Origin of the sequence: Saccharomonospora sp. NPDC046836, assembly GCF_040645195.1 — a bacterium.
In the GTDB taxonomy this organism is placed as follows: domain Bacteria; phylum Actinomycetota; class Actinomycetes; order Mycobacteriales; family Pseudonocardiaceae; genus Prauserella_A.
Genome location: NZ_JBEYXW010000002.1, coordinates 82,857 through 99,296 on the forward strand (window position 1 = coordinate 82,857; position 16,440 = coordinate 99,296).

Below are 16,440 nucleotides of genomic sequence, written 5' to 3' on the forward strand. Positions count from 1 at the left end.
GCGCCGAAGGCGTGCCTGAAACCCAACAACCCCAAGCAAAACCGTATCAACGCAGCGTGCGAGACAGCGCCAAAGCCGCAGTGCGAACGGCGGGTGCAACGCGGTCGAGGCGCATCCGATTGGTCCAGCCCGACAGCGAAATGGCGGCCCGGGCAACGCCGTCCGCGCCACGCAGAGGGCTGGCGGTGCACACCACGCCGATGCCGGATTCCTCGCGGTCGTAGGCAAGCCCGTCGTCGCGGATCTTGGCCAGTTGCCGGCGCAGGATTCCCGGCGCGGTCACCGTGCGCTGGCTGACCCGAGGAAGGCCCGCCTCGATAACGGTGTCCACAACGGACTCCTGGGAGAACGCGAGTATCGCCTTGCCCACCGCCGTGGCGTGTGCCGGGAACCGGCCACCGACGCGAGAGGGCAGTGTTGGCGCGTCCGGTCCACGCAGGATGTCGAGATAGACGACCTCGATGCCTTCCAGCACCGCCAGGTGCACGGTGTTGCGGGTCGCCTCGCGCAGGTCGGCCAGGTACGGCCGGGCGGCGTCCACCAGATCGCGCTGGCGCACGGCGAGCTGGCCGATCTCGAAGAGCTTGAGGCCGAGCCGTAGACCCTTGCCGTCCCGCTCCAGCAGTCCGTGGCTGAGCAGGTGGCCGGTGAGCCGGTGGACGCTCGACTTCGGCAGCTCCGTGCGCCGGGCCAGTTCGGACACGCCGAGCGCGTCGTCGCCGGGGCGGAACGCGGTGAGCAGTGCCGTCAGCCGCGCGGCGGTCGACGCGTCGTCGTTCCGGTGAGCGGGACACATGCGTTGATAATGCCTCATGCGTGCACGACCGTCATAGCCATGAGCGAAGCCCGAGCGGTGGCCGCGATCGTCGGCCCCGGGAACATCGGCACAGATCTGCTCGCGAAGTTACGGCGCAGTGAGCGGATCGACGTGCGGTACATGGTCGGCATCGATCCGGCGTCCGAGGGCCTTGCGCGCGCCGAGGCGCAGGGCGTGCGGGCATCGGCCGGTGGAGTCGACTGGTTGCTGGCGCAGGACGAGCTGCCCGACATCGTGTTCGAGGCGACCTCGGCGAAAGCGCACCTGGCCAGCGCGCCCCGCTATGCCGAGGCCGGGATACCCGCGGTGGACCTGACCCCGGCCGCGATCGGCCCGTTCACCTGCCCCGTGGTGAACCCGCCCGCGCAGCTCGACGCGCCCAACTTCAACATGATCACCTGTGGCGGACAGGCGACGATCCCGATCGTGCACGCGGTAGCCAGGGTGACTCCGGTCAGCTATGCCGAGATCGTCGCCTCGGTCTCCTCGCGCTCGGCAGGCCCCGGTACCCGCGCCAACATCGACGAGTTCACCGAGACCACCGCCCACGGGCTCGAAGTGGTCGGCGGTGCCGACAAGGGCAAGGCGATCATCATCATCAACCCGATGGAACCACCGATGATCATGCGGGACACCGTGTTCTGCGCGATCGATCCGGACGTCGACCGTGACGCGATCAGCGAGTCCATCCACCGGATGGTCCAGAATGTACAGTCCTATGTGCCTGGTTACACCCTCAAGGCCGACCCGCAGTTCGACGATCCCCGCCCCGGCTGGAACGGCCGGGCCAGGGTCGCGGTGTTCCTCGAAGTAGCAGGCAACGGCGACTACCTGCCCACCTACGCCGGCAACCTCGACATCATGACCGCCGCGGCGGCGAAGGTCGGCGAGCTGCTCGCCGACCGCATCGTCGCGGAGCGGGCGCGCGGAAAGGCGGTGCACCAGTGAGCAGGCAGGTCCGGCTCGTCGACACGACGTTGCGCGACGGCAGCCATGCGATGGCCCACCAGTTCACCGAGCAGCACGTGCGCGACACCGTGCGGGCGCTCGATGCCGCGGGGGTGTCTCTCATCGAGGTCACCCACGGCGACGGGCTCGGCGGATCCACGTTCAACTACGGCTTCTCACTTGTCGACGAGCGCACGCTCATCGCGGCCGCGGTGGCCGAGGCCAAGCAGGCCAGGATCGCCGTGCTGCTGTTACCCGGTCTGGGGACGGTCACCGATCTGAAGGCCGCCGCGGAACTTGGCGCCGGTGCGGTGCGCATTGCCACGCACTGCACCGAAGCGGATGTGTCCATCCAGCACTTCACCGCCGCGCGGGAACTGGGCCTCGAGACCGTCGGCTTCCTCATGCTGTCGCACATGTCGGAGCCGGAGGCGCTGGCGAAGCAGGCGCGGATCATGGTCGACGCCGGATGTCAGTGCGTCTACGTCGTCGACTCCGCCGGCGCGCTGATCCTCGATGAGGCAGCCGACCGGGTCGCCGCACTCGTGGCCGAGGTCGGGAACGCCGCTGAGGTGGGCTACCACGGTCACCAGAACCTCAGCTTCGGGGTGGCCAACTCGGTGCTCGCCTACCGGGCCGGTGCCAGGCAGATCGACGGCTCGCTGCTGGCGCTGGGCGCCGGGGCGGGTAACTCCCCGACCGAGGTTCTGGCGGCGACGTTCGAACGCCTCGGCGTGACGACCGGGGTGGACAAGGACGCTTTGCTGGACGCGGCGGAGAACGTGGTCAGGCCCTACATCACGCGGTTGCCGGTCATGGACCGCTCGTCGATCGTGCAGGGTTTCGCCGGGGTGTACTCGAGCTTCCTGCTGCATGCCGAACGCGCGGCGGAGCGCTATGGCGTCCCTGCCTACGAAATCCTCTACCGGGTGGGGGAGCGCCGGTATGTCGGCGGGCAGGAGGACATGATCATCGACATCGCGCTGCAGCTGGCGGCCGAACGCGCCGGCTGATCGGGTGGGCCGCGTGGGGGTGGTGCCGGGGAGGGTGGAACGATTCCCCCACCTGAACTCGTGCGCGGGGAGGACCATGTCGGCGCTGGGCACCCGAACTCGTCTCGGCTACTCGCTGGGGTCGTTCGTCACCGGAGCCTTCGGCACCGTACCCGGGCTGCTCCTGCTGCCCTACCTGACCGACACGATGGCGGTGCCCGCCGCGGCGGCGGGTGCCATCGTGCTGCTGCCGAAGGCGTGGGACGTGGTGTTCAACCCGGTGGCAGGCCGGATCTCCGACGCGGGCCTTGCCGAGCGGGGCAGCCGGCGCCGCTCGCTGCTGGTGGGCGGCCTGGTGCTGGCGGTGTTCTTCGCGGCGTTGTTCGCCCATCCCGGATTCGGCAGCGTCGCGGGCGACTCCGCCTACGTCATCGTGATGTTCTTCGTGTGCGCCACCGCGTTCGCGTTCTTCCAGGTGCCCTTCAACGCACTGCCCGCCGAGCTGACCGAGGGCTACGACGAACGCACTCGCCTCACGACATGGCGGATCGCCGTGCTGGCACTGGCCATCCTGGTGTCGGGCGCGGTCGCGCCGGCGATCGCGAACTCGCTCGGCGGCGTTGCCGGATACCGCTTGATGGGCGTGTTCGTCGCGGTGCTGATCGTGGCCGGCACTCTCGCCGTCTACTTCGGCCTCCGCGGCGCGCCGGTGGGCAGGCTCCGCCAGCCGACCCCGAGCTGGCGGGCGCTGCTGGCCACCATGCGGCAATGGCGTTCGTTCCGCTGGCTGCTCGCCGTCTACTTCGTACAGGCACTCGGCGTGGCGACCCTGCTGGCGGGCGTGAGTTATGTCGCCCGTTACGTACTGGGCGACCCGGACCTGCAGTCGTTGCTGTTCGCCGGTTTCGTCGGGCCCGCGCTGCTGGTCATGCCGCTGTGGGACCGGCTCGGCCGCACGGGCGGAAAGCTGGTCGGCTTCCGCGTGGCGACGGCCGTGTTCGCCGCCGCGCTCGTGGGGCTGGCGTTCGCACGGGTGCTGCCGATGGCGGTGGTGTTCTGTTTCGTCGCCATGGCCGGGGTCGGCTACGCCGGCATCCAGGTGTTCCCGCTGGCGATCCTGCCCGACCTCATCTCGGCGGAGGAGGAACGCACCGGCGCGACGCGGGCAGGCGTGACGGCGGGAGTGTGGACGGCGGCCGAGACGCTGGGTCTTGCGCTCGGCCCCGGGTTGTTCGGCCTGGTGCTCGCCGCGGGCGGTTATCTGTCCAGTGTGGACTCCTCCGCGACGCAGCCGGACAGCGCGATCACCGCTATCACGCTCGGGTTCTCGGCGCTGCCCGCCGTGCTCATCCTCCTCGGCATCCCGCTCCTTCGGCGCAGTGTGCTGGAGGCCGGTCAGCGGTAGCCGACGCCGATGAGGGAACTCGCGTCGAGCCTGTGGGGCACCAGCAGGCGTTCCCATCGACCATGATCGGGACCAGGTCGGGCCCGTGGTTGTCGTCCTTTCCGGATTGTGCGTTCACGTCGTGGCGGCCGAGGGCGGTTCCGGTGTCGTCGCAGGCGTCGGAGTGCCATTCGCCGAACGGGTCGGGATAGCGGGCCCGGCTGGCTCGCCACCCACGCCCGGCCACGTGTGCGCACGACACCGTCCAGCAGGGTGCCGATGGTCTCGTGCAGGCGTTGCGGGTGGAACGGTCGCTGGGCGGAGAACGTCGTGACCGCGACGCCGCATTCGGCGTGCAGCGGCGGCTCGCCGCGGAGCAACGCACCGTGTGGATCGGCTACCGTGCCCCTGCGCGCGTCCTGGGTGACCACGGCGAGCAACGAGTCGCTGTCCACTGCGGACAGTTCGACGATCGAGGGGCACACGGTGCTCGTCGGTCACAGCCGTGTACTGTAAATGAAAATCGTTATCAATATCAACTCGGGAGATCGCATGTCAGCGGTGTGTCAGGTCACCGGCCGCAAGCCGGGATTCGGCAAGCAGGTCTCGCATTCGCACCGGCGGAGCTCACGGCGGTGGGACCCGAACCTCCAGACGCGCCGGTACTGGGTGCCGAGCGAGCGCCGGTGGGTGCGGCTGCGGGTGTCGGTCAAAGGGATGAAGACGATCGACCGGCGTGGCATCGATGCCGTGGTCGCCGAGCTGCGCGCGCAGGGGGTGAAGCTCTGAGATGGCCCGCAACGACGTGCGCCCGATCAGCAAGCTCAGGCGCAACGACCCCGACAGTCTCGTGCTGCGCGAGTACGATCCGCTGGCTCGCCGCCACGTCGAGTTCCGAGAGGAGCGCTGATGGCGAAGAAGTCGAAGATCGCCCGAAACGAGCAGCGGCGCGTAGTGGTCGCCCGGTATGCGCAGCGGCGTGCCGAGCTCAAGGCCGCTATCGCCGCGCCCGCGTCAACACCCGAGCAGAAGGCGGCGGCCGTGTCGGCGCTGCAGGCCATGCCACGCGACGCCAGCCGCACCCGGGTGCGCAACCGGGATGTCGTCGATGGCCGTCCGCGTGGGTACTTCCGTGCGTTCGGGCTCTCCCGAATCCGGCTGCGCGAGCTCGCCCACCGCGGCGAACTGCCCGGCGTCACCAAGTCGAGCTGGTGAGGGGCCGTGCCCACGGCCGCTGAGGGTGGCCCTGGCCCGGCCTCCCTCCGCCGGACTGGGCCAGGCCAGGATGTGAAGCATGACCATGCGTTACCGGCTTTTCGGCCATACGGGCCTTCGGGTGTCGGAACTTCTGCTGGGCACGATGGGTTTCGACGATCCGACGGTGAGCCGGCGCATCGTGGACGCCTACGCCGACGCGGGTGGAAACGTGCTGGACACCGCGTCGGCCTACGGCGACGGCGAGAGCCTGCTCGGCACGATCCTCGACCGGCGTGACCGCTTCGTCATCGGCACGAAGTACACCCTGTCCCGCGATGTCCGCGACCCCAACGCCGCAGGCAACCACCGCAAGAACCTCGTGCTCTCTCTGGAACAGAGCCTCCGCCGGCTCCAGACCGACTACATCGACATCTACTGGGTGCACCTCTGGGACCGGCACACCCCGGTGGAGGAGACCATGCGCGCGCTCGACGACGCGGTGCGTGCGGGAAAGATCCTCTACGCCGGTATCTCGGACGCGCCCGCGTGGGTCGTCGCTCGGGCGAACACGCTCGCCCAGTGGCGTGACTGGACGCCGTTCGCCGGCCTGCAGGTGCCCTACAACCTGCTGACCCGCGACATCGAGCGCGAGCTGCTGCCGATGGCCGAGACGTTCGGGATGAGCGTGACGGCCTGGGCACCGCTCGCCGCCGGCGTCCTCTCCGGCGGCGCCGACGCACCCGCCGGCGAACGGCGTTCCACCAGGGTCGACCCGGCGACACTCACCCCGCGGCAGCTCGCGGCGGCCCGTGCCGTCCGGTCAGTCGCCGACGAGCTGGGCGTCCGCCCGGCGCAGGTGGCACTCGCGTGGACACGCAGCAAGTCGGCGGCGGTGCTGCCACTCGTCGGCGTGAGCAGCGTCGAGCAGCTCGCCGAGAACCTGGGCGCGCTCGACCTCACCCTGCCGGCCGACGCGATCGAACGGCTCGAGGCCGCAGTGGAGTTCGAGCTCGGGTTCCCCGGCGACTTCATCGCCGAATGCGAGCCGCACCCGTTCGCCTTCGGCGACGCGGCGACCCGGCTCGACGGGCGCAGGCCGGGCTGACCCTGATCGCGCGCTCGCCAAGGGCGAACGGCATGCTTGGCGCATGGCGGAGGAGCATCACTACCTGGTCGGACTCGACCTCACCGGGCGCAGAGTCGTCGTGGTCGGCGGCGGCACGGTCGCCCAGAGGCGGCTGCCCCGGCTGGTCGCCGCGGGCGCCGTGGTCGAGCTGATCTCGCCGCACACCACGCCCTCGGTGAGCGCGATGGCCGACGCGGGCGAGATCACCTGGCACGAACGCCGCTACCGCGACGGTGACCTCGCGGGCGCCTGGTACGCACTGGCCTGCACCGATGCCCCCGAGGTCAACGCCGCGGTCTGCGCCGAGGCCGAACGGGCGCGGGTGTTCTGCGTGCGTGCCGACTCCGGGCACGAGGGCAGCGCCGTCACGCCCGCGACGGGGGAGCAGGACGGGTTGCTCGTCGGCGTGCTGTCCGGTGGTGCGCCGCGCCGTTCCGCCGCTGTCCGGGACAGCGTGCTCGACGCGCTGCGCGCCGGTGCGATCGCCGATCCGGGCGAGGAGAACTCCGGCGGGCCCGCGGGCGTCGCGCTGGTCGGCGGTGGCCCCGGCGACCCCGAGCTGATCACCGTCCGTGGCCGCCGGCTGCTGGCCAGGGCCGACGTCGTGGTCGTGGACCGGCTCGGCCCGCGGGAGCTGCTCGACGAGCTGCCACCGCACGTCGAGGTCGTCGACGCCGCGAAGATCCCGTACGGGCGCGCGGCGAGCCAGGACGTCATCAACCGGACGCTCATAGACAACGCCAGGGCCGGCAAGTTCGTGGTCCGCCTCAAAGGTGGCGATCCGTACGTGTTCGGCCGCGGTTTCGAAGAGGTCCTCGCCTGCGCAGACGCCGGCGTGCCCGTCACCGTCGTGCCCGGTATCACCAGCGCGTTCGCGGTGCCCGCGCTCGCCGACGTGCCCGTGACGCACCGCGGCGTCGCACACGAGGTCGTCGTCGTGTCGGGCCACGTCCCGCCCGGCCACGACCAGTCACTGGTCGACTGGGAGGCGCTCGGCAGGCTGCGCGGCACGATCGTGCTCATGATGGGGGTCGAGCGCATCGAGGCCTTCGCGGACGCGCTGCTGGCGGCCGGACGCCCTGGCGACACGCCGGTCGCGATGATCCAGGACGGCACCATGCGGACTCAGCGGGTGCTGCGTTCGACGCTCAGGAAGATCGCCGCCGATGCGGCGGCGGCGGGTATCCGCCCGCCTGCCGTGACCGTGATCGGCCCGGTTGCCGGTGTCGGTCAGCGGCATAGCAGCGACGCACGAAGTCGATGATCGCATCGGTCAGCCTGCCCGGGTCGAACCGGAGCTCGACGGGGCTGCGTGCCTGGACGAACTCGGCGTCGGGCAGGTCCACCGCCAATGTGTCGGCGTCGCCGAAGGGGTGGATCGGATCGCGCTGATGCCCGATCACCAGCGCCGGCACGCGAATCCGTGTGCGCACGGCCTTCGGCGGGGCGATCCGGCCGAAGAACACACCGTGTAGCAGGGCCGCCATCGACGCAGGTCGCTGATCGAGTGTCTCGGTGAGGGCATCAAGCCACTGACCGCCACGCGGCAGCAGCCGGGCCACCGCTCCGACCGCCCGCACGGTCACGGGCAGGAAGCGTGCCGCGAACAGCAAGGGGCCGAACGTGAGCAACGCGGCGACGATGGCGTTGTCCAGCACGGGCATCTCGACGACCAGGCCGCGCACGCGCTCCGGCGCCGTGACAGCGATCTCGAGCGCCACGTTGGCGCCCAGCGACGTGCCGCCGATGACGGCGTCGTCGATGCCGAGGTGGTCGAGCAGTGCGATCGTCTGCTCGGCGAAGGCCGGCATCGAGTAGTACCAGGACTCGGTTGGCCGATCGGATTCGCCATGCCCCAACAGGTCGAGCGTGACGACCCGGTAGCCCGCCGCGGCCAGCTTGCGCGCCAGCGGTGCATGCATCCGCCGCGTGAACATGATGCCGTGCGTGAGCACCACGATCTGGTCGCCGGAGCCGAACTCCGTGTAGGTGAGCCGGTGGCCGTCGTGCTGGAACGAGCCCACGAGCTCGAGAGGACGCGCCCCGGGCCGGGGGCGGACGGACGCCGGCTCCTCGAATGCCGGGACGCTGCTCATGGAATCAGGCTAACGCGACTGGCAGGCCGTCAACTTCGTGCGCGAGGATGGCAGCCATGACCGATGCCGCCGAGAACCTGCGGAACCTGGTGTCGCTGAAGGTGGAACGCACAGGGCACGTGGCGGAGGTGACATTGCTGGGCCCTGGCAAGGGCAACGCCATGGGGCCCGACTTCTGGCGGGAGCTGCCGTTGGTGTTCGGTTCGCTGGAGGCCGATCCCGCCGTGCGCGCCATCGTGGTCACCGGCAGCGGTAAGCACTTCTCCTACGGCCTCGACCTGCCTGCGATGCTGCCGACCTGGGCCGACTACCTCGGCGAATCGGCGCTGGCCGGGCCACGCACAGCGTTCCTCGACGAGATCCGGCGCCTGCAGGAGGCTGTCGGCGCGGTCGCGGCGACCCGCAAACCGGTGATCGCGGCCGTCGCAGGCTGGTGCATCGGCGGCGGGGTGGACGTCATCAGCGCCGCCGACATCCGCCTGGCGAGTGCGGACGCGAAGTTCAGCGTCCGCGAGGTGAAGGTCGCCATCGTCGCCGATCTGGGGAGTCTGCAGCGGCTCGCGGCGATCATCGGCGAGGGGCATCTGCGCGAGCTGGCGTTCACCGGGCGGGACATCGACGCCGCGCGAGCGGAGAAAATCGGCCTGGTCAACGACGTGTATCCGGACCAGGAGGCGATGCTGGCGGCCGCCCGGTCGCTCGCCGAGGACATCGCCGCCAACCCGCCGCTGGTGGTCCAGGGCATCAAGGACGTCCTGTCGGTCAACACCCGGCAGCAGGTCGAGGCCGGGCTGCGTTACGTCTCCGCGTGGAACGCGGCGTTTCTGCCCAGCAAGGATCTCGGCGAGGCGGTACAAGCGTTCATGCAACGGCGTGACCCCGAGTTCAGAGGCGAGTGAAGGAGAAGAACATCGTGAGCAACGACGCCGCGGCTGCGCACCAGACGTTCCGGCAGGCACGCGATTTCCTGATCGCGCACCGCGAGGACTACGCCACCGCGTACGAGGACTTCACCTGGCCGGAGCTCACCGAGTTCAACTGGGCCCTGGACTGGTTCGACCACATCGCCCGCGATCCGGCGAACGCGGAGCGGTACGCACTGTGGATCGTCGAGGAGGACGGTTCGGAGGGCCGCTGGACGTACCCGGAGCTGGCCAGGCGGTCCAGCCAGGTCGCGAACTGGCTGCGGGCACAGGGGGTGCGCCGCGGTGACCGGCTGATTCTCATGCTCGGCAACCAGGTGGAGCTGTGGGAGACGATCCTCGCCGCGATCAAGCTCGGCGCGGTGATCATCCCGGCATCGACCCTGCTCGGCCCCGCTGATCTGCGTGATCGCGTCGACCGGGGCGCGGCACGGCATGTGGTGATCCGCTCCGTCGACGCCCCGAAGTTCGCCGAGGTCGCCGGTGACTACACGCGGATCGTGGTCGGTGAACCGGTTCCCGGCTGGCTGTCCTACACCGACACCGGCACAGCCGCGGGGGAGTTCGCCCCGGACGGGCCGACGGCCGCGTCCGATCCACTGCTGCTGTACTTCACCTCCGGCACGACCGCGAAGCCGAAACTGGTCCAGCACACGCAGGTGTCCTACCCGGTCGGTCACCTGTCGACCATGTACTGGATCGGGCTGGAACCGGGCGACGTTCACCTCAACATTTCCTCGCCGGGCTGGGCAAAGCATGCATGGAGCAACGTGTTCGCGCCGTGGAACGCCGAGGCGACCGTGTTCCTCTATAACTACACCCGGTTCGACGCCACCGCGCTGATGGCGCAGATGGACCGGTGCGGGGTCACCAGCTTCTGCGCGCCGCCCACCGTGTGGCGGATGCTGATCCAGGCGGATCTGACCGAGCTGACGCGGCCACCGGCGAAGGTGGTCGGCGCGGGTGAGCCACTCAACCCGGAGGTCATCGAACAGATCCGCAAGGCGTGGGGTGTGACGATCCGGGACGGCTTCGGCCAGACCGAGACGAGTGTGCAGATCGCGAACACGCCGGGACAGCAGGTCAAGCCGGGTTCGATGGGCCGTGCGGTACCGGGGTTCACGGTGGCGTTGCTCGACCCGGTCAGCGGTGCGCCTGCCGCTGAGGGCGAGATCTGCCTCGACCTGTCCAGCAGGCCGGCTGGGCTCATGGTCGGCTACGCGGACGACGAGGAGCGCACCGCTGCGGCCTTCGCGGGCGGCTACTACCACACCGGCGATGTCGGCTCGATCGACGAGCAGGGCTACCTCACTTACGTCGGGCGCACGGACGACGTGTTCAAGGCCTCCGACTACCGGATCTCGCCGTTCGAGCTGGAAAGCGTGCTGCTCGAACACGATGCCGTCGCGGAGGCGGCGGTGGTGCCCGCCCCGGACCCGATCCGGCTCGCGGTGCCCAAGGCCTATGTCGTGCTCGCCGCGGGGCACGCACCGGACGCGGTGACGGCGGAGAGCATCCTGGCCTTCTGCCGGAGTCAGCTGGCGCCGTACAAGCGGATCCGCAGGCTGGAGTTCACCGAGCTGCCGAAGACGATCTCCGGCAAGATCCGGCGGGTGGAGCTGCGCGGCAAGGAGCAGCAGGCCGGCGACACCCGCCCGGCGGGGGAGTTCCGGGAGGACGACTTCCCCGGCCTCACAGGCTCCAACCGGTAACTACTCAGCGTAGCGCCCGGATCGTCCATTGGAATCCAATGTGGACGGTGGATGACCTGGGGTGTACGCCTTTCTTGTCTTTATCCGGGTGAAGATTCGCCTTACGAGTTAACGGATCGGGCGTGTGGGCCGATAGGAAGGACGAGTGCGGCGACGGCGGTATCTGTCAGCCGCGCTCGCTGGTAGTTCCTGACGGCTTCGACTGAACCGGGCACAGAGAGCGATGAGCGCTGACACAGAGAACGGGACGACGCTAGCGGGTGCCGACCGGGCGGCGAGTCCGCCGACCACCCCGTGCACGGTGGTCTGGTGCCAGGGCCGCGCGTACGTACTCGAGAGCAGCTCGAGGCGGCCTCGCTGGATGGGTACCGACAGCCACGGGCGGCCGCAGGCGCTGACCGGGGAAGACCTGCGCCGCCGCGGCTGGAGCTACCAGCGCTCCAGCTGAACGTGCGCCGCGAGCGGGCGGACCCGCGTTCCGGACCAGCGCTGACACGGCCCCGCGCCCGGGTCGATACGGTGAGCACGTGACCGAGCCGGCAAGATCTCGCGAGCACAGCGGCATGCGGAATGGTCCGGCTGTGCCGGAGCCGTCGCTGGCGAGGCAGGCGCTGACAGTGCCCAACCTGCTGTCGATCCTGCGGCTCGCCGGCGTCCCCGTGTTCCTCTGGCTGCTGCTGGGACCGCAGGAGGACGGCTGGGCGGTCGTGGTGCTGGTGTTCAGTGCGCTCACCGACTGGCTCGACGGCAAGCTGGCGCGCTGGCTCGACCAGACGAGCAGGCTCGGCGAGCTGCTGGACCCAGCCGCCGACCGGCTCTACATCATGGCGACGCTGATCGCCTTCCTCGTGCGCGAGATCGTGCCCTGGTGGATGGTCGCCGCACTGTTCGCTCGTGAGCTGGTCGTCGGCGTGTGCCTGCTGGTGCTGCGCCGCAACGGCTTCGCGCCACCCGAGGTCACCTACGTCGGGAAGGGCGCGACGTTCAACCTTATGTACGCGTTCCCGCTGCTGCTGCTCACGCAGGGCACCTCGACGGCCGCGGAGCTCGCGCGCCCCTTCGCCTACGCCTTCACAATCTGGGGTGGGGCGCTGTACCTGTGGTCGGGCGCGTTGTACGTCGTGCAGACGGTCAAAGCCGTTTCGGGCCGCCGCGCGAGCTAGCCGCTGTGCGAAGATGCCCGCACGGACGCAGTGCCGTGAGCACGAAAGGGGAACGGGGTTGTCGACGCCGGAAGAGCTGCGCTACACCGAGGAACATGAGTGGGTCGCCGTTCGCGGTGGTGACACGGTGCGCGTGGGTATCACCGAGTACGCCCAGGACCAGCTCGGTGATGTCGTGTTCGTCGACTTGCCCGAGGTCGGTAGACAGCTGGACGCGGGGGACGTGTTCGGCGAGGTCGAGTCGACGAAGAGCGTCTCGGAGCTGTTCGCCCCGCTCGATGGGGAGATCGTGGCCGTCAACGGGGCCGTCGCCGAGTCACCGGAGCTGATCAACAGCGATCCCTACGGGGAGGGCTGGCTCATCGAGATCAAGCTCGACGACACGGCCGGCGTGGAGGGCCTGCTGGACGCCGACGCCTACCAGCGCGTCACCGGCGGTTGATCAGGGAGCCCCGCCACCTGCGGCAGGTCCGGCACGGTACGTTGGCAACACCACGTTTCGACGACGACACATCAGTGCGTAAGGAGAGCTCAGGTGAGCACGAACGACGGGCCCGGCGTTCCCCCGGAGCAGTCTCCGGAGCGGACCTCTGTATTCCGGGCCGACTTCCTGTCGGAGGTGGAGGGCCAGGAGACACCGGCGGTCGAACCGCAGGAAACCGGTGTCGACGCCCTGCCTTCGGGCTCCGCACTGCTCGTGGTCAAGCGCGGCCCGAACGCGGGGTCCCGGTTCCTGCTCGATCGTGACACGACGAGCGCGGGCCGCCATCCCGACAGTGACATCTTCCTCGACGATGTGACCGTGTCCCGCCGCCACGCCGAGTTCCGCCGCGAGGGTGGGGAATTCGTCGTGATCGACGTGGGCAGCCTGAACGGCACGTACGTCAACCGCGAGCCGGTCGACCAGGCCGTCCTCGCGGGTGGCGACGAGGTACAGATCGGCAAGTTCCGTCTCGTCTTCCTGACCGGTCCCGGTCACGGGGGTCAGGGGGCACAGTGACGGCTGCCGGGCGGCCACAACGTGACGGGTTGAGCATCGGGGCCGTGCTGGCGCAACTGCGCAAGGACTTCCCCGATGTCACCATCTCCAAGATCAGGTTTCTCGAGTCGGAAGGCTTGGTCCAGCCTGGTCGCACACCGTCCGGCTATCGCCAGTTCACCGCGGCCGACGTCGAGCGGTTGCGGTTTGTCCTGGCGGCACAACGTGATCACTACCTTCCGCTGAAGGTGATCAAGGAGCAGTTGGACGCCGTCGACCGCGGGCTGGAGCCTGTGGCCACGGCGCCGCGGTCGCCTCGTAAGCTCGTTCCGGTCGACGCGGCCGCCGGTAACGGCGAGCGGTCGCCGTTGCCCTGCGCCGAGGACTTCGCGGTCGAGCGCGAGATCCGGCTGACACAGGAAGAACTGCTCGCCGAGGCCGGCATCGACGCCGCGATGCTGGCGGAGCTGCGCCAGTACGGTTTGGTGCGGCCCGGTCCCGCCGGTTTCTACGACGCCGACACCGTCCAGGTGGCCAGGGCCGTCAAGGCGATGACGGAGTTCGGTATCGAGCCGAGACATCTGCGCGCGTTCCGCGCCTCGGCCGACCGGGAGGTCGGACTGCTGGAGCAGATCGTCGCGCCGGTGTACCGGCACCGCGACGCCGACGCGAAGGAACGTGGTGACGAGCTCGTCCGCGAACTCGCCGCTCTGTCGGTCACACTGCACACGTTGCTGGTCAAGGCGGGCATTCGAGGTGTGACCGGCGGGTAGGCTGGTCGGCGGTGCGGTGTTTGGTGCGTGTCGCGTCTGTTACGCCACATTTCGATGTCTCAACGTTCCCACAGGGATGCCGTACGGTTAGTGCAAGGTTCGCGAACCGAGCCGACAGAAGAAGTTTCGTAGCGAGCACAGCGCCCGGAGGACGGGTAGCGTCGAGACTGTCGATGCGAGATCCTCGTGACAGCGCTGCAGCCCGTGCGCAGGAGAGGGAGGCGAAGCCCGATGAGCGAGATGCGCGTCGTCGGCGTCCGGGTCGAGCTACCCGCTAACCAGCCGATCTTGTTGCTGCGGGAAACCGAGGGCGAGCGATACCTACCCATCTGGATCGGCTCGGTCGAGGCCACGGCAATCGCGTTGGAGCAGCAGGGCGTTCGCCCGGCTCGCCCGCTGACACACGACCTGCTCAAGGAAGTGATCGGCGCACTCGGGCGTGAGCTTCAGCGGGTCATCATCACCGATCTCCGCGAAGGCACCTTCTTTGCGGAACTCGTCTTCGACGGTGACGTCCGGGTTTCGGCCCGGCCCAGCGATTCGGTCGCACTCGCGTTGCGCGTCGGTGTGCCGATCCACGCCGAGGAAGGCGTGCTCGAGGAAGCCGGGCTGATCATCCCGGACGAGCAGGAGGACGAAGTCGAGAAGTTCCGCGAGTTCCTCGACTCCGTATCCCCTGAAGATTTCCGCGGCGCCGACACCTAGTCCGCGACCGGCCTCGTGGCTCGGTCGAACAGGTCCGCGAGTTCCCTGCCGTAGGTGGCGAGATCGAGGTCCGGCTGGTGCGCGAGCCTGGCCGGGACACCGTCCAGCGCCTGCCGGATCGTCTGCGCCATCACGTCGACGGCGAACTGGCCGAAGGCTCCCTCGCGTTGGCCCTGTACCAGTTGCCGTCCGAGCCGTCCGATCCTGATCGCCTTCCACACCTCGTCGAGCAGGGGAGTGGCGTTGCCGTCGCGGGCGTTAGCGCCGATCTCCATGAGCGCCTGCGCCTGCTGCGGGTAGGCGCCGACGAACGCTATTTCCGACTCGATGTAGCCGCGCAGCATCTCCCGCCTGCCGGTCTGGTCGCCGAGCCGGGCCATGAGAAACGTGTCCTGGTTGTCGACGATCTGCCCGACGGTCGCCAGCATGAGGTCGCTCTTGGTGCCGAAGTGGTAGGAGATCATCCGGGTGCTGCTCAGCCCGGCGCGCTCGACGATCTTGGCGAACGATGCCTTGCTGTAGCCCAGTTCCGCGACCGTGGCGATGGTCGCGTCGATGATCTGGGCCCGGCGGGCGGCTTCGGTGACCGTGAGCCCAGTGCCCGAGCCGAATGTGTCAGTGGCATTTACTTGCATGAGTAATAAGTTACATGGCCGAGTAAATCCGGTCAACTGTGGGTAAGCCTCAATATCGACTTGAGGGTGCCCGCGCGTCGCGTTGACCGGTCCGGCGAGCGCGCATACCGTCGAGGGAAGACGAATCGCGCGGGTGTGATTTGCCAGCCGGAGCGACATGCCGGTGCGATCGTCATACCGGTCGGCCCCACCCCGGGGGCTGGCGGTCTTGTTTCGCCGGCCGGCCGGCCGGGCGAGAGGAGGCATGCGTGGTCGACGAGAGCCTGATCAGGGCCGCCGACGGCGAGCAGGGCGAGCTGTTCCCCGATGCGTCGCTGCCGGACGAGCTGGTTGGCTACCGCGGTCCCGCTGCGTGCCAGATCGCCGGCATCACCTACCGGCAGCTCGACTACTGGGCCCGGACCAAGCTCGTGACGCCCAGCATTCGTACCGCGCACGGCTCGGGTTCTCAGCGCCTCTACTCGTTCAAGGACATCCTGGTCCTCAAGATCGTCAAGCGTCTGCTGGACACGGGGGTGTCCCTGCAGAACATCCGGGTCGCCGTCGAACACCTGCGGGCACGAGGTGTCCGCGATCTCGCCAAGGTCACCCTTTTCTCCGACGGCACGACAGTGTACGAATGCACCTCGCCCGAGGAGATCGTTGATTTACTGCAGGGCGGCCAAGGCGTGTTCGGCATCGCGGTGAGCGGTGCGATGCAGGAGATCAGCGGCACCATTCACGAGTTCCCCGCGGAGCGGGCCGATGGCGGCGAGATCGAGCCCACCGTTCCCGACGAACTGTCCGAGCGACGCAAGGCTCGCCGCACCGGCTGAGCACGCTCGCCTGCCCGCGCTCGCGGGCTCCGGTCATCGCTCGGGGCTCGGCTGTCTGTCGATCACCTGTGCTGGTGTCGGGATCGTGTTGTGAAACCCGGCCTTTGCCGGAGTGGGCAACTCGCGTTCCTGGGTGGGACTCGCGCGCCGGAGTGGGGGACTCATGCGCTGGAGC

General features: G+C 69.1%; 20 protein-coding genes and 1 pseudogene. 17 read left to right on the forward strand and 4 right to left on the reverse strand.

Annotated features, from left to right (window positions below; translation table 11 throughout):
- Window positions 1-46: 46 nt before the first annotated feature.
- Window positions 47-796 carry an IclR family transcriptional regulator gene (locus tag ABZ863_RS03380; RefSeq protein ID WP_358530671.1) on the reverse strand — a complete coding sequence of 250 codons (750 nt, stop codon included), beginning with the start codon at window positions 794-796 and terminating at the stop codon, window positions 47-49.
- 39 nt (window positions 797-835) lie between these two features.
- Here ABZ863_RS03380 and ABZ863_RS03385 point away from each other — a divergent pair, with 39 nt between their 5' ends.
- The 3 genes from ABZ863_RS03385 (at window position 836) to ABZ863_RS03395 (ending at window position 4,162) form a co-directional block, all read left to right on the forward strand.
- Window positions 836-1,765: an acetaldehyde dehydrogenase (acetylating) gene (locus tag ABZ863_RS03385; RefSeq protein ID WP_358530673.1), complete on the forward strand. Its 930-nt coding sequence runs from the start codon at window positions 836-838 to the stop codon at window positions 1,763-1,765.
- On the forward strand, window positions 1,762-2,778 hold the full coding sequence (gene dmpG / locus ABZ863_RS03390) for a 4-hydroxy-2-oxovalerate aldolase (RefSeq protein WP_358530674.1): 1,017 nt from the start codon (window positions 1,762-1,764) through the stop codon (window positions 2,776-2,778). The genes ABZ863_RS03385 and dmpG overlap by 4 nt, the downstream gene beginning before the upstream one ends.
- 76 nt (window positions 2,779-2,854) lie before the next feature.
- Complete coding sequence (locus ABZ863_RS03395) at window positions 2,855-4,162, forward strand: MFS transporter (RefSeq protein ID WP_358530675.1); 1,308 nt, start codon at window positions 2,855-2,857, stop codon at window positions 4,160-4,162.
- Here ABZ863_RS03395 and ABZ863_RS03400 read toward each other — a convergent pair.
- A pseudogene (locus tag ABZ863_RS03400) lies at window positions 4,104-4,626 on the reverse strand (GTP-binding protein); the annotation flags it as partial. The gene ABZ863_RS03395 and the pseudogene ABZ863_RS03400 sit on opposite strands and share 59 nt — an antisense overlap.
- Window positions 4,627-4,693: 67 nt before the next feature.
- Between ABZ863_RS03400 and rpmB the strand changes: the two are divergent.
- From rpmB to cobA, 5 genes are all read left to right on the forward strand, one after another.
- Window positions 4,694-4,930: a 50S ribosomal protein L28 gene (gene rpmB / locus ABZ863_RS03405; protein WP_358530676.1), complete on the forward strand. Its 237-nt coding sequence runs from the start codon at window positions 4,694-4,696 to the stop codon at window positions 4,928-4,930.
- Window position 4,931: 1 nt separating this feature from the next.
- Window positions 4,932-5,051 carry a 50S ribosomal protein L33 gene (gene rpmG, locus ABZ863_RS03410; RefSeq protein ID WP_358530677.1) on the forward strand — a complete coding sequence of 40 codons (120 nt, stop codon included), beginning with the start codon at window positions 4,932-4,934 and terminating at the stop codon, window positions 5,049-5,051.
- Window positions 5,051-5,356 carry a 30S ribosomal protein S14 gene (gene rpsN / locus ABZ863_RS03415; RefSeq protein WP_358530678.1) on the forward strand — a complete coding sequence of 102 codons (306 nt, stop codon included), beginning with the start codon at window positions 5,051-5,053 and terminating at the stop codon, window positions 5,354-5,356. The genes rpmG and rpsN overlap by 1 nt, the downstream gene beginning before the upstream one ends.
- Window positions 5,357-5,435: 79 nt before the next feature.
- Window positions 5,436-6,443, forward strand: coding sequence for an aldo/keto reductase (locus ABZ863_RS03420; RefSeq protein ID WP_358530679.1), 1,008 nt, complete (start codon window positions 5,436-5,438; stop codon window positions 6,441-6,443).
- A gap of 43 nt (window positions 6,444-6,486) precedes the next feature.
- Window positions 6,487-7,728 carry a uroporphyrinogen-III C-methyltransferase gene (gene cobA / locus ABZ863_RS03425; RefSeq protein ID WP_358530680.1) on the forward strand — a complete coding sequence of 414 codons (1,242 nt, stop codon included), beginning with the start codon at window positions 6,487-6,489 and terminating at the stop codon, window positions 7,726-7,728.
- Here cobA and ABZ863_RS03430 read toward each other — a convergent pair.
- Window positions 7,613-8,560 carry an alpha/beta fold hydrolase gene (locus ABZ863_RS03430; RefSeq protein ID WP_358530681.1) on the reverse strand — a complete coding sequence of 316 codons (948 nt, stop codon included), beginning with the start codon at window positions 8,558-8,560 and terminating at the stop codon, window positions 7,613-7,615. The genes cobA and ABZ863_RS03430 overlap by 116 nt on opposite strands.
- 56 nt (window positions 8,561-8,616) lie before the next feature.
- On the opposite strand from ABZ863_RS03430, the gene ABZ863_RS03435 reads away from it, so the two are divergent.
- From ABZ863_RS03435 to ABZ863_RS03470, 8 genes are all read left to right on the forward strand, one after another.
- A complete protein-coding gene (locus ABZ863_RS03435) occupies window positions 8,617-9,459 on the forward strand; it encodes a crotonase/enoyl-CoA hydratase family protein (protein ID WP_358530682.1) in 843 nt (280 codons plus the stop codon).
- 14 nt (window positions 9,460-9,473) lie between these two features.
- Window positions 9,474-11,195 (forward strand): AMP-binding protein, encoded by a 1,722-nt coding sequence (locus ABZ863_RS03440; RefSeq protein ID WP_358530683.1) that lies wholly within the window; start codon window positions 9,474-9,476, stop codon window positions 11,193-11,195.
- A gap of 223 nt (window positions 11,196-11,418) precedes the next feature.
- A complete protein-coding gene (locus ABZ863_RS03445; protein WP_358530684.1) occupies window positions 11,419-11,643 on the forward strand; it encodes a hypothetical protein in 225 nt (74 codons plus the stop codon).
- Window positions 11,644-11,758: 115 nt separating this feature from the next.
- Window positions 11,759-12,358 carry a CDP-alcohol phosphatidyltransferase family protein gene (locus ABZ863_RS03450; protein ID WP_358531224.1) on the forward strand — a complete coding sequence of 200 codons (600 nt, stop codon included), beginning with the start codon at window positions 11,759-11,761 and terminating at the stop codon, window positions 12,356-12,358.
- Between the two features lie 58 nt (window positions 12,359-12,416).
- Window positions 12,417-12,800 carry a glycine cleavage system protein GcvH gene (gene gcvH / locus ABZ863_RS03455; protein WP_358530685.1) on the forward strand — a complete coding sequence of 128 codons (384 nt, stop codon included), beginning with the start codon at window positions 12,417-12,419 and terminating at the stop codon, window positions 12,798-12,800.
- Between the two features lie 93 nt (window positions 12,801-12,893).
- The gene (garA, locus tag ABZ863_RS03460) at window positions 12,894-13,358 is read left to right on the forward strand and encodes a glycogen accumulation regulator GarA (protein WP_358530686.1); all 465 of its coding nucleotides are present in this window, start codon (window positions 12,894-12,896) and stop codon (window positions 13,356-13,358) included.
- Window positions 13,355-14,110 (forward strand): MerR family transcriptional regulator, encoded by a 756-nt coding sequence (locus ABZ863_RS03465; RefSeq protein ID WP_358530687.1) that lies wholly within the window; start codon window positions 13,355-13,357, stop codon window positions 14,108-14,110. Before garA ends, ABZ863_RS03465 begins: the two co-directional genes overlap by 4 nt.
- Before the next feature lie 231 nt (window positions 14,111-14,341).
- Window positions 14,342-14,815 carry a bifunctional nuclease family protein gene (locus tag ABZ863_RS03470; protein ID WP_358530688.1) on the forward strand — a complete coding sequence of 158 codons (474 nt, stop codon included), beginning with the start codon at window positions 14,342-14,344 and terminating at the stop codon, window positions 14,813-14,815.
- On the opposite strand, the gene ABZ863_RS03475 is transcribed toward ABZ863_RS03470, so the two are convergent.
- A complete protein-coding gene (locus ABZ863_RS03475; protein ID WP_358530689.1) occupies window positions 14,812-15,450 on the reverse strand; it encodes a TetR/AcrR family transcriptional regulator in 639 nt (212 codons plus the stop codon). The genes ABZ863_RS03470 and ABZ863_RS03475 overlap by 4 nt on opposite strands.
- Window positions 15,451-15,698: 248 nt before the next feature.
- On the opposite strand from ABZ863_RS03475, the gene ABZ863_RS03480 reads away from it, so the two are divergent.
- Window positions 15,699-16,265 (forward strand): MerR family transcriptional regulator, encoded by a 567-nt coding sequence (locus ABZ863_RS03480; protein WP_358530690.1) that lies wholly within the window; start codon window positions 15,699-15,701, stop codon window positions 16,263-16,265.
- Window positions 16,266-16,440 lie beyond the last annotated feature (175 nt).

Coding starts and splice junctions, on each gene's coding strand:
- ABZ863_RS03380 (WP_358530671.1), bottom strand. CDS start 796: ATGTGTCCCGCTCACCGGAACGACGACGCGTCGACCGCCGCGCGGCTG.
- ABZ863_RS03385 (WP_358530673.1), top strand. CDS start 836: ATGAGCGAAGCCCGAGCGGTGGCCGCGATCGTCGGCCCCGGGAACATC.
- ABZ863_RS03395 (WP_358530675.1), top strand. CDS start 2,855: ATGTCGGCGCTGGGCACCCGAACTCGTCTCGGCTACTCGCTGGGGTCG.
- rpmB (WP_358530676.1), top strand. CDS start 4,694: ATGTCAGCGGTGTGTCAGGTCACCGGCCGCAAGCCGGGATTCGGCAAG.
- rpmG (WP_358530677.1), top strand. CDS start 4,932: ATGGCCCGCAACGACGTGCGCCCGATCAGCAAGCTCAGGCGCAACGAC.
- rpsN (WP_358530678.1), top strand. CDS start 5,051: ATGGCGAAGAAGTCGAAGATCGCCCGAAACGAGCAGCGGCGCGTAGTG.
- ABZ863_RS03420 (WP_358530679.1), top strand. CDS start 5,436: ATGACCATGCGTTACCGGCTTTTCGGCCATACGGGCCTTCGGGTGTCG.
- cobA (WP_358530680.1), top strand. CDS start 6,487: ATGGCGGAGGAGCATCACTACCTGGTCGGACTCGACCTCACCGGGCGC.
- ABZ863_RS03430 (WP_358530681.1), bottom strand. CDS start 8,560: ATGAGCAGCGTCCCGGCATTCGAGGAGCCGGCGTCCGTCCGCCCCCGG.
- ABZ863_RS03435 (WP_358530682.1), top strand. CDS start 8,617: ATGACCGATGCCGCCGAGAACCTGCGGAACCTGGTGTCGCTGAAGGTG.
- ABZ863_RS03445 (WP_358530684.1), top strand. CDS start 11,419: ATGAGCGCTGACACAGAGAACGGGACGACGCTAGCGGGTGCCGACCGG.
- ABZ863_RS03450 (WP_358531224.1), top strand. CDS start 11,759: ATGCGGAATGGTCCGGCTGTGCCGGAGCCGTCGCTGGCGAGGCAGGCG.
- ABZ863_RS03470 (WP_358530688.1), top strand. CDS start 14,342: ATGAGCGAGATGCGCGTCGTCGGCGTCCGGGTCGAGCTACCCGCTAAC.
- ABZ863_RS03475 (WP_358530689.1), bottom strand. CDS start 15,450: ATGCAAGTAAATGCCACTGACACATTCGGCTCGGGCACTGGGCTCACG.